The organism is Marinobacter alkalisoli, from assembly GCF_045449855.1.
In the GTDB taxonomy this organism is placed as follows: Bacteria; Pseudomonadota; Gammaproteobacteria; order Pseudomonadales; family Oleiphilaceae; genus Marinobacter.
The window spans coordinates 49,988-63,460 of sequence record NZ_JBJJLC010000028.1 but is presented as its reverse complement, the minus strand read 5'-3'; the positions used below and the strand labels follow the sequence as shown (position 1 = coordinate 63,460).

Here is a 13,473-nt window from a genome sequence, read left to right as displayed (position 1 = left end):
ATTTAAAACCCTGTAGCAGCTACAGAGTCAACGGATGCCTTGCGGAAAAGTTTCAGCGCGTTCCCGGGGTGTGGTGATGAGTGCCTGGAATGTGGTTGTGGTTTCCGGCTGGCGGTTCCCCGGCAGATTCTGCGGTCAGGCCACCAAGAATACCGCATTCACTGACCGTGCGGCCTTCGGAACAGGCTTTCTGGAGCCGTTCGAGGGTGTCTTCCAGGCTGGCCAGCTCCCGCAGGCGCTCGCGCACATGGCTGAGGTGGCGGTCCAGCAGGGCGTCCACTTCGCTGCAGTCGGCGTCTGGCTGGTCGGCCAGGCGGATCAGTTCGCGTATTTCATCCTGCGCCATGTCGAGATTGCGGCAACGCTTGATGAAAAGCAGGCGGTCGAGGTGGCTTTGCCGGTAGTGTCGATAACCGCTGGCTTGCCGCTCGGGCTCCGGCACCAGCCCGATCTTCTCGTAGTAGCGGATGGTTTCTACCGGAATGCCGGTTGCCTTGGAGATTTCACCGATTTTCATGGCGCGGATCCTGGCGGATGATGGAGCTATTGTGGATAGGGGTAGCCATTGCGGTCAAACCGCAGATCACCGAAGGCAAAACCATAGGGACCGGTGTACCCTGGTTCCAGACGCCATTCATTGTTTCGCCCGAAGCGGATGGCATCAATCATTACCGTGAAATCCAGGCGCCACTGCCCCCCCTCCCGCAGGAAAAAGTAAGGGGAGCAGGTGCGGTCCTTGATAGGGAAGCGAAGTACCGCGCGCTTATCCTGACGGAACAGTTTTTCCGGCTGGCAATTTCTCAGGCTTTTCGCCACGTTGTCCATTTGCGCCGATGTCATCACCCGCTGGCCCAGCATCTCGCGGGTCCGCTTCGAATAAATTGAGAGTTGTGGATTGTTGTTGCGGTCTCTCATTGCCTGCTCGTAGTGATCCAGAACGTCCTGGGGCGACGTGCCTTTGTCGGCGGTTACGTCGTCGTCCCTTCGGGAGGCAGCTCCCTCGCCGATTCTGGCATCCACCCGTGCACCGCCACCGCCGGAAGAGGCTGCCCAGCCCTCGGTGGCAGGATCCAGGCCGTTGGCGGCGTTGGTGGCCCGGGTGATGAGTATTTCCGTGGTGGCCAGGATGCCATCGGCAATCCGGTTGGCGGCGAAAAATTCCGTCATCTGACGGTGTTCAACATAGGCGACAAAAGCGTCTGTATAGGTGGATTCCAGGGCGTGGCTGACTTCCAGGCGAACCTGGTCAGCCTGGGCGTCAATCACCAATAGAAGACCGCGTCCGCTGTTACTGGCCGCCCCTACATTGCCGTCGCGAAAGTAATTCACGGCAAATTGATTGATGTCGTCAATGCCCCGTGCAATCAGTATCCGGTAGTCGATATCGTGATCGGCCAGCAGATAATCGTGGAAGCGCGCGATTCGGTCACGCTCGTCCGGGCTCAGCAGGTTGATGTGATCGGTTACCCGGGGAACGGTCGCCAGTCTCTCGTTAGCCTGGTAGGCAATCGCCAGCACCACGGCCGCTAAAAGTCCCAGCATCACCAATAGACGTATCCGTCCCGCTTGCCCGGCAAAGGCGGCGTTACCCTGCGCAGGCATCACTGAAACTCCATCGAAACCGGGCTCTGGGCCTTGGTACTGGCTTCGAAGTAAGGTCTGGGTTCAAGCCCGAGGGAATTGGCGACGTGACGCCCGATAAATCCCCGGATGGCACCGTTGTAATACCGCACGGCTTCGTTGTAGCGGATGCGGGTGACGTTAATCCGGTTCTCTGTGCCTTCGAGCTGGGATTGCAGCTGCAGAAACTGGTCGGTGGCCCGAAGCTCTGGCAAGGATCCGGCAACCACTAACAGTTGGCGCGAGCCGGCTGCCAGTTGCTGATCCATATCCGCCAGGGTATTCAGGTCTTCATCGCCTGCGGGGGGCGCCCCGGCATGGCGCGCGAGCAATTGCGCCTGTTGCTCGGCGAGGGACTCGAGTGTCTCACTTTCATACTCCATGGCCCGGCTGACGGTCTTCAGCAGGGCGGGAATCAGGTCTGCCCGGCGTTGAAGGGTGCTTTGCACGTTGGCCCAGGCGGAGTGTACGGATTCTTCCTTGTCCGTCAGGTCGTTATGGGTGTACCAGGGGATGATGATCAGGGCGGCGACCACGGCGATCGCGAGCATCACCCCTGTATTGACTTGGCCTGTTTGTAAACGTCGATCCATCGTCTCGTCCTTGTATATCGTTGTCGTTCGCGGGTCATTATGACCGAAAATATCGAGCAGTCGCCACCAACCGGTTCGCGAAAAACGGAGTCACATCACCCTCCGGATCGGGGCAGTTTCACGTGGGCAATCAGCCCCCGTGCGGGCGGAGAGGTAAACTGCAGGGTTCCGCCATAACCAGCCAGAATGTCCCTGACGATCGCCAGCCCCAAGCCGTGCCCCGGCGTCTGTTCGTCCAGTCGCAAGCCCCGGGTGCCGAGTGTATCGAGCTTTTCCGGCGCGACACCGGGGCCATCGTCACGGACTTCCAGAGTCAGCTGGGCGTCATCCCGGCCCAGGTGCAGGGATACCTGGTGTGCGGCCCACTTGCCTGCGTTATCCAGCAGGTTGCCCAGAATCTCATTCAGGTCGTGCTCTTCGACTGGCCAGCGGGTTTCCGGGCCCAGTTCGGTTTCCAGTTCGAAGTTCTTGTCGGGGTGGAGCCGGCCTAGCATCCACAGCAGATCCCGGGCCTGGCTGACGGGTTGCGCGGCCTTGCCCGCCTGGGGGCCGGCGAACCGGCTGCGACGCATCTCGCTCTCCAACTGGTGGTCGATGTCGGACAGCCGTTGGGCGAGCTGTTGTCGCATTTCCGGGTCCAGGGCCCGGGTGTCATCCTCCAGGACCTGGCGAATGGCGGATACGGGTGTTTTCACGCTGTGGGAGAGGTTGGCCAAGGCATCCCGGGAACGGGCCAGCCTCTGGTCCAGGGTGTCCAGAAGCTGGTTCAACTGGCTGATCAGAGGCTGGAACTCCGCCGGGGCGTCCACATCCAGCCGGTTGCTTGCGCCGGTTTGCAGGGAGGTCAGGCCATGCTGAAGCCGAGTGACGGAGCGCAGGGACAGCCGAATGGCCAGCCAGATGGCCAGTATCAACAGCGCCAGAAGTATGGCGGAGACTATACCGGTCCACAGGTGCAACTCCTGCTGGCTGTGCTGAAGGTTTGTCAGGTCCTCCGCCACCACGATCACGACCGGTTCCCCGTTCAGTGTCAGGGTCTTGCGGTAGGCCAGAAAATCGGCGATGGAGGCATCGGGTTCCGGATTGGTTTTGCGGACAAAACCGGTGTCTGTCTCGTTCAGCAAGGGTTCGAGAGCGCCTGACCATTGGGCCGGGGAGCTGTGAATCTGGCTGCCTGTGCGTAGGGCAAATGCGTGGTGGAAGACTTCTTCAAAATAGTCACCCTCGGCAATGTCACGGATTTCTTCCGGGCCGGACTGCCGCAACTGGTGTTCCAGGAAAGACACTTCGTCCTGCAGCCGGTCTTCAACGAATCCGCGGGCCATGCGCTCCAGTAACAGTCCATGAACGATCCAGGCTGCAACCATTAATGCAATGGCGGCGGGCAGCAACAGGGTGAGCAAGCTTTTACGGATGGAGCGCCGGGGGTCAATCCAATGCATTGAAGATGTACCCCTGGCCCCGACGGGTGGTGATGGCTTCCGCTCCGGTGATTTTCCGTAGCCGGCGCACATAGGCCTCAATGGTGTTGTCGCTGGGACTGTCGTTGAGGTTGTACAGTTGCTCCAGCAGCTGTTCCTTGGAGAACAGCTGGCCCGGTCGGCTCATCAGGCAACGCAGCAGGCGGAATTCGGTGCCGGTCAGGGAGTGCTCCTGGCCGTCCGGCGTTTGCAGGCACTGACGGTACTCATCCAATTCGAAACCACCGGCAGTCAGCTTCGCCTCCACCCGGCCCTCACTACGGCGAATCAGGGCGTTCAGCCGTGCCAGCAGTTCCTCGGTCTGAAAGGGTTTGGCCAGGTAATCGTCGGCCCCGGCCTTGAGGCCGTTCACCTTGTCCTGCCAGTCCCCCCTTGCGGTCAGGATCAGCACCGGCATGGTCAGTTTTTCAGCCCGCCAGCTTTTGAGCACATCCAGCCCGTTGCCGTCGGGCAGACCCAGGTCCAGCACCACTGCCCGGTAGTTTTCCTGTTTGCCGAGTTGTTCTGCCTGTCTTGAGGTGCCAGCTTCATCGACGGTAAAACCGGCGGCCGTCAGTTGCCTGTTCAGGCTATCGGCAATGAGGGTGTCGTCTTCCACCAGAAGCAATCGCATGGGCATTCCTGAGTTTCGGAGTCGATTGAAGTGTAGGGCCGTTTGCTGAATGTAACCTGAAAAAGTGCTCATCGGAAAATTCAGCAAGGATTCAGGTTGCTGGGGCAGAGTAGGGCTCAACGTTCAAAGATCAACTCATTCCGGGAGATACCGATGAATCCGATCCTCAAGAATACTCTGTTGCCCGCCATTGCTTTGGCGCTCTCTTCGGGCGTTTACGCTGCCGGTGACCATGGCGGGCATCATGGCGGTGACGCCGTAGGCGAGCCCGGCAAGGCCGAGAACGTGTCCCGCACCATTGATGTGACCATGCTGGACAACTACTACGAGCCCGAGTCCATCTCCGTGAAGCCCGGCGAGACCATTCGCTTCCGCGTGACAAACGACGGCGCCCTGGTGCATGAGTTCAACATCGGTACCGCAGACATGCACGAGGCCCACCAGGAAGAAATGCAGATGATGGTGGAGCATGGCGTCATCAACGGCGATCACATCGACCACGACATGATGGAAATGGACATGGGTGATGGCCATTCCATGAAACACGACGACCCCAACAGCGTGCTGATGGAGCCGGGTGAGACCCAAGAGATTATCTGGACGTTCGCTGAAGCTGCTGATCTTGAGTTTGCCTGCAACGTGCCCGGGCACTATCAGGCAGGCATGTACGGCGACATTGAGTTTGAGGCAACGGTTGCCGCTAAAGAGCGCGCCCGAGGAGAGTCTGAAAGCGAATCTGTGCAATGAACAAATGTATTCTGGCTGCTGTCCTTGCCGGCTTGATGCCGTTCCAGGTATTCGCCGGCGAGTACGATATTTCCGTTGATCGGGTCCAGATTGATACCGGCGATTTCGTCAAGGAAGGCATTGGTTACAACGGTGCTTCCCCGGGGCCGGTATTGCGGTTCAGGGAAGGGGAAGAGGTGACCATTAATGTCACCAATAACCTGGACGAGATGACCTCCATTCACTGGCATGGCCTGATCCTGCCCTTCGAGCAGGACGGCGTGCCGGGCATTAGTTTCCCTGGCATCAAGCCTGGAGAAACCTTCACTTATCAATTCCCGATTGTTCAGGCAGGCACCTACTGGTTCCACAGCCATTCCGGCTTTCAGGAACCCAACGGCGCCTATGGCGCTATTGTGATCGAGCCCGAGGGCCGTGAACCCTTTCGTTATGACCGGGAATACGTGGTGCAGCTCACCGACAAGCACCCTCATTCCGGCGATCGCATCATGCGCAACCTGAAAATGTCCGCGGATTACTACAACCGCCAGCAGCAGACGGTTGGCGATTTCATCTCAGAGTCCGGGGATAAGGGCTTTCTCGCCACCCTGAAAGACCGGATGATGTGGGGCGATATGCGCATGATGAAGGCGGATATCGAAGATGTGCAGGGTTTCACCGGCCTGATCAACGGTAAAGGTCCGGAACAGAACTGGACCGGCCTATTCGAGCCGGGTGAACGAATTCGCCTGCGCTTTATCAACTCTTCCGCCATGACCTATTTTGATGTGCGCATCCCCGGCCTTGAAATGACCGTGGTTCAGGCGGACGGCAACAACGTACAGCCAGTGAACGTGGATGAGTTCCGCATCGGCGTGGCGGAAACCTACGATGTGATCGTTCACATCAGGGACGAGAAGGCCTACAGCATTTTTGCGGAATCCATGGGCCGCTCCGGTTTTGCCCGCGGCACCCTGGCGCCTGAAGAAGGCATGACGGCGGAAGTGCCGGCCCTGCGTGACGCGCCGCTTCTGACCATGGCCGATATGTCCGGGCACATGGACCACGGCGGTATGGATCATGGTGATATGGCTGACATGGATCACGATGCCATGAACCAGGACGATATGGCGGGTATGGATCACGGTGATATCGGCAAGGATTCCAAAATGGATCACAGTGCCATGGGCCATGGCGATATGGATCACGGTGATAGAGACTCCATGCCAGAAGATCCGTTCTATGCCAAAGGCAGCGGCCTGATCCCCACCGCCAGTAACGGCGGCAGGTTCCTGTCCTACGCGGATCTGAAGGCTCAGAAGCCTTTGTATGAAGACCGCGAACCGACCCGGGAAATTGAACTCCGCCTTACCGGAAACATGGAGCGGTACGAGTGGAGTATCAATGGCATCAAATACGAGGATGCTGATCCCATCGTGCTGCAATACGGCGAGCGGGTTCGCTTCAAATTCGTCAACGAAACCATGATGACCCACCCGATGCACCTACACGGCATGTGGTCGATCCTCGACGTCGGTGAAGGTAAGTGGAACCCCCTGAAGCACGTCATCAGCGTTGCGCCCGCCACCACGGTGTACATGGAAACCGAAGTGGACGCGCCGGGTGAGTGGGCTTTTCACTGCCACCTGTCTTACCACGCGGCTTCCGGCATGTTCCGCAAGATCGTGGTGGTAGGCGGTCCGGATAGCACCGTGGCCGAAGGCAAGCAAAGCGGGCAACAGGGAGGTGAATCATGAATCGTTTGGCTGTATCCATGTGTGGCCTGTCCCTGGCGGTGGCTGCACTGGCGACCCCCGCGGTTGCTCAGGAAGATCTGGCTAAGAAAACCCAGACCGCCAAGACCTTCTGGGGCGTGTCTGCCGAAAAGTTCGAGTACCGCTATAGCGATTCAGACGAGGAGCTGGCGGTTGTAGAGGCTGATGCCTTCTATGGCACCGATGAGTTGAAATTCCGCTGGCTGTTCGAAGGTGAGTGGGAAGAAATCCACAACGCCTGGGAAACCCTGGAAAACCAGTTTGTTGCCCAGACTCCGGTTAGTGACTTCTGGGACGCCAAGGCGGGTATCCGCATAGACACCCCCGAAGGCCCTGACCGGGTTTACGGCGTGCTCGGACTCACCGGGTTGGCTCCCTACTGGTTCGAGGTGGACACCAATCTTTATGTCAGCGATGAAGGGGACGCTTCGGTGGATCTTGAGGCTGAGTACGAATTGCTGATCACCAACTATTGGATCGTGTCGGCTACGATTGAGGGTTTGCTGGCGTTTTCGGAGGACAGGGAGATTGGTGTAGGCAAGGGGCTGAACTCCACCGAAGTGGGCCTGCGTCTGAGCTATGATCTGGTAGGTCGGTCTTTCTCGCCATACATTGGTGTGGTTCACGAGCGCAAATACCGTGATACGGCGGATCTTGCCAGAGATTCCGGTGGCAGTACCGAAGACTGGTTTGCTGTCGCAGGCGCCAGACTCTCTTTCTGATCCTGCAGCTATAAAGGGCCGGGATACTCCATTCCGGCTCTGACGTCCTTTAGTTGATGCAAGTCCAAAGCCGGATAAATGTCGGCTTGTCCTCCCGTATTTTCAGCAGTAGTTCAGTTTCGCGTGTTGTGATGCAAGCAAGGCATCGGATAATGACCGGAGGTTGAATGAGCAGGGAGCAGGACAGAACCACTCGCTATCAGGAAGGCAGCCTCACCCTGCCTGGAACGGTTATGCTGGGCACCGGGGTCATGATTGGCGCCGGTATCTTTGCGCTGACAGGTCAGATGGCGCAGATGACCGGCGTTCTTTTCCCGCTGGCCTTTCTGGCCGCTGCCGTGATTGTCAGCTTCAGCGCGTACTCCTACATCAAGATCTCCAATGCGTACCCTTCGGCGGGCGGCATTGGCATGTACCTGCACAAGGCCTATGGAAACCGGTTGCCAACGGCGTTCAATGCCTTGTTGATGTACTTTTCCATGGTGATCGCCCAGAGTTTTCTCGCCCGCACCTTCGGCTCCTACACCATGCAGCTTTTCGGCGGTGACGAAAGCGGTCGGATGGTACCTATTCTCGGGGTTTCACTGATTCTGGCAGCCTTTCTCATCAATCTGCTCGGTAACCGAATGATTCAGGGCGTGGCTTCCTTCATCGGGATCCTGAAAATCGTGGGCATACTGAGTTTCGGGCTGGTGGGTGTCTGGATCGCAGACAGCCTTTCTGTCGACTTTTCGAAGCCGGGAGAGACCGGCACGATTGGTAATTTTTTGGGTGCAACCGCGCTCGGGATACTGGCCTTCAAGGGCTTCACCACCATTACCAACAGCGGCTCCGAGGTGAAAGACCCTCATCGGAACGTGGGGCGTGCCATCGTCATTTCCATTGCGGCCTGCGTGGTGATCTACACGTTGGTCGGGTTTGCGGTCGCCAGCAATCTTTCCCTGGCGGAAATCATCAAAACTCAGGATTACTCCCTTGCGGCCGCGGCTCGCCCGGCACTGGGCGATTACGGTGTCTGGTTCACGGTTGCCATTGCCATGATGGCCACTGCGGGTGGCATCCTGGCCAGCATTTTTGCGGTCTCACGCATGCTGGCCATGCTGACGGAAATGAATCTGGTTCCCCACAGTCATTTCGGCATGCCGGGCAGCATCCAGAAGCACACGCTGGTCTACACTGTAGTCTTGGGGCTGATCCTGACCGCATTCTTTGACCTCTCCCGCATCGCGGCTCTAGGCATCGTGTTTTACCTGATTATGGACATCGCCATCCACTGGGGCGTTCTTCGTTATTTACGCCAGGATGTGCAGGCCAAAGCGTGGGTGCCAGCTATGGCCATCCTGCTGGATTTGCTCGCACTCGGTGGCTTTGTCTGGGTCAAGCTGAATACAGACCCCTTTGTCATTGACGTGGCGGTTGTCTCGATGATCGTTATTGCAGTAGCGGAGCAGATATTTCTGAAAAAGTCCCGGAAAACCGGGCACCCGGGACATGAGGACTCTCATGCCCATCGTCACCATTGACCAGCGTTCGACGTGGAGGGCAGTCCCATGATGGGAGATAACATGTTTGGCAACACCATGTGGGCAGGGCACTGGCTGTGGATGCTGGTGATTGCCATCGTGGTGGTGATCCCTGCCTGGCGTATTTGCCAGCGCACGGGGTACCCCGGTTGGATGGGCATCCTGATACTGATTCCCATCGTCAATCTCGTATTACTTTATTTCATCGCGTTTGCGGATTGGCCAGCAGACAAAACGGGAGATCACAATGGCTGAGCACCAACACGACCATCACGACGATCATCTCGACCATGAGGATTCTGGCGAGCAAACCGTCAAGGATCCGGTCTGCGGCATGTCGGTGGACCCGCACTCCGCGGAGTATCGAAGCCAGCACGGTGGTAAAACCTGGTATTTTTGCTCGTCAGGCTGCCAGTCCCGGTTCGATGAAGCTCCGGAGCAATACCTCGGCGAAGAGCAGAAGCGGGAAGAGCCCGTAGCCCCAGGCACCATGTACACCTGCCCGATGCATCCGGAGATTCGCCAGCAAGGTCCCGGCGACTGTCCGATTTGCGGCATGGCCCTGGAACCAGAGCAGGTGAGTCTCGACGAGGGCCCCTCTGACGAACTGAAAGACATGACCCGCCGATTCTGGATCGGCCTGGTTCTGACCCTGCCGGTACTGGTGCTTGAAATGGGTGGGCACCTCACCGGGCTTGATCACATCGTGGCCCCGCAGATGTCCAACGTGATTCAGCTGTTACTGGCAACGCCGGTAGTGCTCTGGTGTGGCTGGCCCTTCTTTGTTCGGGGCTGGAAATCCGTGGTCAGCCGTAACCTCAACATGTTCACGCTGATTGCCATTGGTACCGGTGTCGCCCTGATCTACAGCCTGGTGGCAACACTGGCGCCCCAGATTTTCCCGGCTGCATTCCGGCAGGAGGACGGCTCGGTTGCTGTGTATTTCGAGGCAGCGGCCGTCATCGTGGTACTGGTGTTGCTAGGGCAGGTACTGGAATTACGAGCCCGGGAGAAAACTTCAGGAGCTATCAAGGCGTTGCTGGATCTGGCGCCCGCGACAGCCAGGAAGCTGGACGACGACGGCGGCGAGGCTGATGTGTCGCTGGATCAGGTCAAGGTTGGCGACCGCCTGCGGGTTCGTCCGGGCGACAAGGTGCCGCTGGACGGCGAGGTACTCGAAGGCAGTTCCAATGTGGATGAGTCCATGGTGACTGGTGAGCCCCTGGCGGTCAGCAAGAAAGCCGGCGACCAGGTGATTGGCGGCAGTATCAACCAGCAAGGCAGCTTTATCATGAGGGCCGACAGGGTTGGCCGGGATACCATGCTGTCCCAGATTGTGCAGATGGTGGCCAGCGCCCAGCGCAGCCGCGCACCAATCCAGGGCCTGGCAGACAAGGTGGCGAGCTGGTTTGTGCCAGCCGTGATCGTGATTGCCATTATCGCCTTTATCGCCTGGTCATTTCTCGGGCCAACACCACCCATGGCATTCGGCCTGATTGCTGCCGTCAGCGTGCTGATTATCGCTTGCCCCTGTGCGCTGGGTCTGGCAACCCCCATGTCCATTATGGTCGGTGTTGGGCGAGGTGCCCAAAGCGGTGTATTGATACGCGATGCGGAAGCCCTGGAGCGAATGGAAAAGGTCGACACCGTCGTGGTGGACAAAACCGGAACGCTGACCGAAGGCAAACCTCAGGTAACCAAACTCGTTCCGGCCGAGGGGGTCAGCGAGGAAGAGCTGATGCGGTTTGCCGGGGGTCTGGAGAAAGGCAGTGAGCACCCGCTGGCCCACGCCATTCTCGATAAAGCCAAAGCGATGGATTTGAAACTGCCGGATGCCGAGGGCTTCGACTCCCCGAACGGCAAAGGAGTGACCGGCAAGATTGAAGGGCAGCAGGTACTGATTGGCAATCGTCTGCTGATGGAGTCCGAAAGCGTCGATACGGCTGACTTTGAATATGAGGCCGACCAACTCCGCAAGGATGGGGCTACCGTGATTTTTGTGGCTGTGGACGGAAAAATCTGCGGCTTACTTGCCATTGCCGATCCGGTGAAGGAAACCACCGAAGCCGCCATTTCGGCCCTGCAGAAAGACGGCATCCGGGTAGTCATGCTGACCGGCGATAACCGTACCTCGGCCGAGGCGGTTGCCCGCAAGCTGCATATTGATGAAGTGGAAGCGGAAGTCCTGCCGGAAGACAAGGGCAAGATTGTTCAGCGCCTGAAGGACGAAGGCCGTGTTGTGGTGATGGCCGGCGACGGCGTGAATGATGCGCCTGCCCTGGCAACGGCCGACGTGGGCGTGGCCATGGGTACCGGAACCGATGTGGCCATCGAAAGTGCCGGTATCACCCTGTTGCGAGGCGATCTGATGGGTATTGTAGAGGCTCGCCGGCTGTCTTTGGCGACCATGCGCAATATCCGACAGAACCTGTTTTTTGCCTTCGTCTACAACTCTGCCGGTGTTCCCATAGCGGCAGGGGTCTTGTACCCGGTGGCGGGCATACTGCTATCACCGATCTTTGCGGCGGCCGCTATGTCCTTATCGTCAGTGAGTGTGATTGTGAACGCATTGCGATTGCGGATAGCAAAACTGTCCACCGGTACAGGAGAGCGCTGAGGACTGTCGACGGACGACAGAAGGGACACGAGATAACAACGGTAATTGATAATCATTCTTTATTGAGACAACATCGTAGCTTGCGAGCCAGTGGCCGCATTCCCTGGAGATACTCCCAACACCTGAAATCAACCAGTAAGGGACTACGTTGACCACCTCTGCCGTTTCCAAAACCCGGTTACCCGCTGGTATCTGGATACTGGGTTTTGTCAGCCTTTTGATGGATGTTTCTTCTGAAATTATTCACAGCCTGCTACCGATTTACCTGGTCTCGGTTCTGGGCGCCAGTGCACTTCTCGTCGGGTTGATTGAAGGAGCGGCAGAAGCCACCGCACAAATCGTCAAGGTCTTCTCCGGTGCCCTTAGTGACTACCTCGGTAAACGCAAAGGACTGGCCGTGTTGGGCTATGGTTTGGGGGCATTGACCAAGCCTGTTTTTGCCTTGGCGCCGGGCATTGGATGGATTCTTGCGGCCAGACTTACTGATCGGGTAGGCAAGGGCATCCGCGGAGCCCCTCGTGATGCCCTGGTCGCGGACCTTGTTCCTTCGACCCTTCGCGGAGCTGCCTATGGGCTGAGGCAATCCCTCGACACGGTTGGCGCCTTCCTGGGGCCGCTTCTGGCCATTGGCCTGATGCTACTCTGGGACAATGATTATAAGGCCGTATTCTGGGTGGCGGTGATACCTGCGTTCCTGGGCGTTGGCCTGTTAATGGTCGGAATTCGCGAGCCTGAAACCCCTGTTACCGAACGCCGAACCAACCCCATCAGCCGGGAAAGTCTGAGCCTGCTGGGGCGTGCGTACTGGATGGTCGTAGTGATCGGGGCACTGTTCACCCTGGCACGATTCAGCGAAGCGTTCTTGCTACTGCGCGCCGAAGATGGTGGTCTGGAAGTCGCCTGGTTACCACTGGTTCTTGTTGTCATGAATATCGCCTATGCGCTTTCCGCGTATCCCTTCGGGAAACTGTCCGATCAAATGAGCCACCGCCGGCTCCTGATCATGGGGTTGCTGGTCCTGATCGTGGCTGACCTGGTCTTGGCCATGGGTAACCACTGGGTCTGGACACTGGTGGGCGTCCTTATCTGGGGAGTCCATATGGGAATGACTCAGGGTCTGCTCGCCACGATGGTTGCTGACACGGCGCCCAAGGTGTTGAGAGGAACCGCGTTCGGCTTCTTCAATCTTGTCAGCGGCATCAGCCTGTTTCTGGCCAGCGCACTGGCTGGCCTGCTGTGGACCTGGGGAGGACCGGCACTGCCATTTTTTGTTGGAGCCATTATTTGCGCACTGACCATGGCGCTCCTGCTCATCCCTGCCCGAGGTGTCGTTCAGGGATGAGAGCGTTGCTTGGGGCTCCACCGTGTATTGGACGGTTGCAGACTGGGCAGATCTTTTCTGGAAGATGAGGGTTCTTGTGCATTTGTGACGCACGCGCTCTCACTCCAATCACGATGCTTGGCAATGCCTGTGCTGCGCCGTCGTTCTCAGCAGCATCTTCAAGTGATGAAATCTCCCGGGTGATGCGTGAGGCAATCTCGCGGTAGGCCTCGGCCAGAGTACCTCCGGAATCAGTAACCATCACCGGCTGGCCCGAATCAGAGCCGGTGCGGATGCGGATATCCAGTGGTAGCTCCCCCAGCAGTTCGGTGCCGGCTTCCTCCGCCATTTTCTTCGCGCCGCCTTTACCGGAGGCGACTGCAACCAGGTGCTTCACACCCGGAACTGCTTTTTGCTCCGGGGGCTGACGCTTTTGCTGATGAGCGGGCAGGTAGGAAACGGGACTGGGCATGTCATATCTC

Annotated in this window: 13 protein-coding genes; 7 read left to right on the top strand and 6 right to left on the bottom strand. The window is 58.2% G+C overall.

Annotated elements, in window-relative coordinates:
• Window positions 1-52 precede the first annotated feature (52 nt).
• The 5 genes from cadR to ACJO5Y_RS11970 form a co-directional block, all read right to left on the bottom strand.
• Window positions 53-517 carry a Cd(II)/Pb(II)-responsive transcriptional regulator gene (gene cadR / locus ACJO5Y_RS11990; RefSeq protein ID WP_406987456.1) on the bottom strand — a complete coding sequence of 155 codons (465 nt, stop codon included), beginning with the start codon at window positions 515-517 and terminating at the stop codon, window positions 53-55.
• Between the two features lie 26 nt (window positions 518-543).
• On the bottom strand, window positions 544-1,602 hold the full coding sequence (locus ACJO5Y_RS11985) for a TPM domain-containing protein (protein WP_406987455.1): 1,059 nt from the start codon (window positions 1,600-1,602) through the stop codon (window positions 544-546).
• Window positions 1,602-2,213, bottom strand: a complete 612-nt coding sequence (locus ACJO5Y_RS11980) for a LemA family protein (RefSeq protein ID WP_406987453.1) — start codon at window positions 2,211-2,213, stop codon at window positions 1,602-1,604. Before ACJO5Y_RS11980 ends, ACJO5Y_RS11985 begins: the two co-directional genes overlap by 1 nt.
• 95 nt (window positions 2,214-2,308) lie before the next feature.
• A complete protein-coding gene (locus ACJO5Y_RS11975; RefSeq protein WP_406987452.1) occupies window positions 2,309-3,655 on the bottom strand; it encodes an ATP-binding protein in 1,347 nt (448 codons plus the stop codon).
• The gene (locus ACJO5Y_RS11970; RefSeq protein WP_406987450.1) at window positions 3,642-4,307 is read right to left on the bottom strand and encodes a response regulator transcription factor; all 666 of its coding nucleotides are present in this window, start codon (window positions 4,305-4,307) and stop codon (window positions 3,642-3,644) included. Before ACJO5Y_RS11970 ends, ACJO5Y_RS11975 begins: the two co-directional genes overlap by 14 nt.
• A 153-nt stretch (window positions 4,308-4,460) precedes the next feature.
• Between ACJO5Y_RS11970 and ACJO5Y_RS11965 the strand changes: the two genes are divergently transcribed.
• The 7 genes from ACJO5Y_RS11965 to ACJO5Y_RS11935 all read left to right on the top strand — a co-directional run bounded on the left by ACJO5Y_RS11965 (window position 4,461) and on the right by ACJO5Y_RS11935 (window position 13,012).
• A complete protein-coding gene (locus ACJO5Y_RS11965) occupies window positions 4,461-5,054 on the top strand; it encodes a cupredoxin domain-containing protein (protein ID WP_406987449.1) in 594 nt (197 codons plus the stop codon).
• Entirely contained in the window at window positions 5,051-6,790 is a 1,740-nt protein-coding gene (locus tag ACJO5Y_RS11960; protein WP_406987448.1) for a copper resistance system multicopper oxidase, read from the top strand. The genes ACJO5Y_RS11965 and ACJO5Y_RS11960 overlap by 4 nt, the downstream gene beginning before the upstream one ends.
• A complete protein-coding gene (locus tag ACJO5Y_RS11955) occupies window positions 6,787-7,530 on the top strand; it encodes a copper resistance protein B (protein WP_406987447.1) in 744 nt (247 codons plus the stop codon). Before ACJO5Y_RS11960 ends, ACJO5Y_RS11955 begins: the two co-directional genes overlap by 4 nt.
• Window positions 7,531-7,697: 167 nt before the next feature.
• A complete protein-coding gene (locus tag ACJO5Y_RS11950) occupies window positions 7,698-9,053 on the top strand; it encodes an APC family permease (protein WP_406987446.1) in 1,356 nt (451 codons plus the stop codon).
• Window positions 9,054-9,080: 27 nt separating this feature from the next.
• Window positions 9,081-9,308 (top strand): DUF805 domain-containing protein, encoded by a 228-nt coding sequence (locus ACJO5Y_RS11945; RefSeq protein WP_406987445.1) that lies wholly within the window; start codon window positions 9,081-9,083, stop codon window positions 9,306-9,308.
• Window positions 9,301-11,670: a heavy metal translocating P-type ATPase gene (locus ACJO5Y_RS11940; protein WP_406987444.1), complete on the top strand. Its 2,370-nt coding sequence runs from the start codon at window positions 9,301-9,303 to the stop codon at window positions 11,668-11,670. Before ACJO5Y_RS11945 ends, ACJO5Y_RS11940 begins: the two co-directional genes overlap by 8 nt.
• A 148-nt stretch (window positions 11,671-11,818) precedes the next feature.
• A complete protein-coding gene (locus ACJO5Y_RS11935; RefSeq protein WP_406987443.1) occupies window positions 11,819-13,012 on the top strand; it encodes an MFS transporter in 1,194 nt (397 codons plus the stop codon).
• Here ACJO5Y_RS11935 and ACJO5Y_RS11930 read toward each other — a convergent pair.
• Entirely contained in the window at window positions 12,981-13,463 is a 483-nt protein-coding gene (locus ACJO5Y_RS11930; RefSeq protein WP_406987441.1) for a P-loop NTPase, read from the bottom strand. The two genes, ACJO5Y_RS11935 and ACJO5Y_RS11930, sit on opposite strands and share 32 nt — an antisense overlap.
• Window positions 13,464-13,473 lie beyond the last annotated feature (10 nt).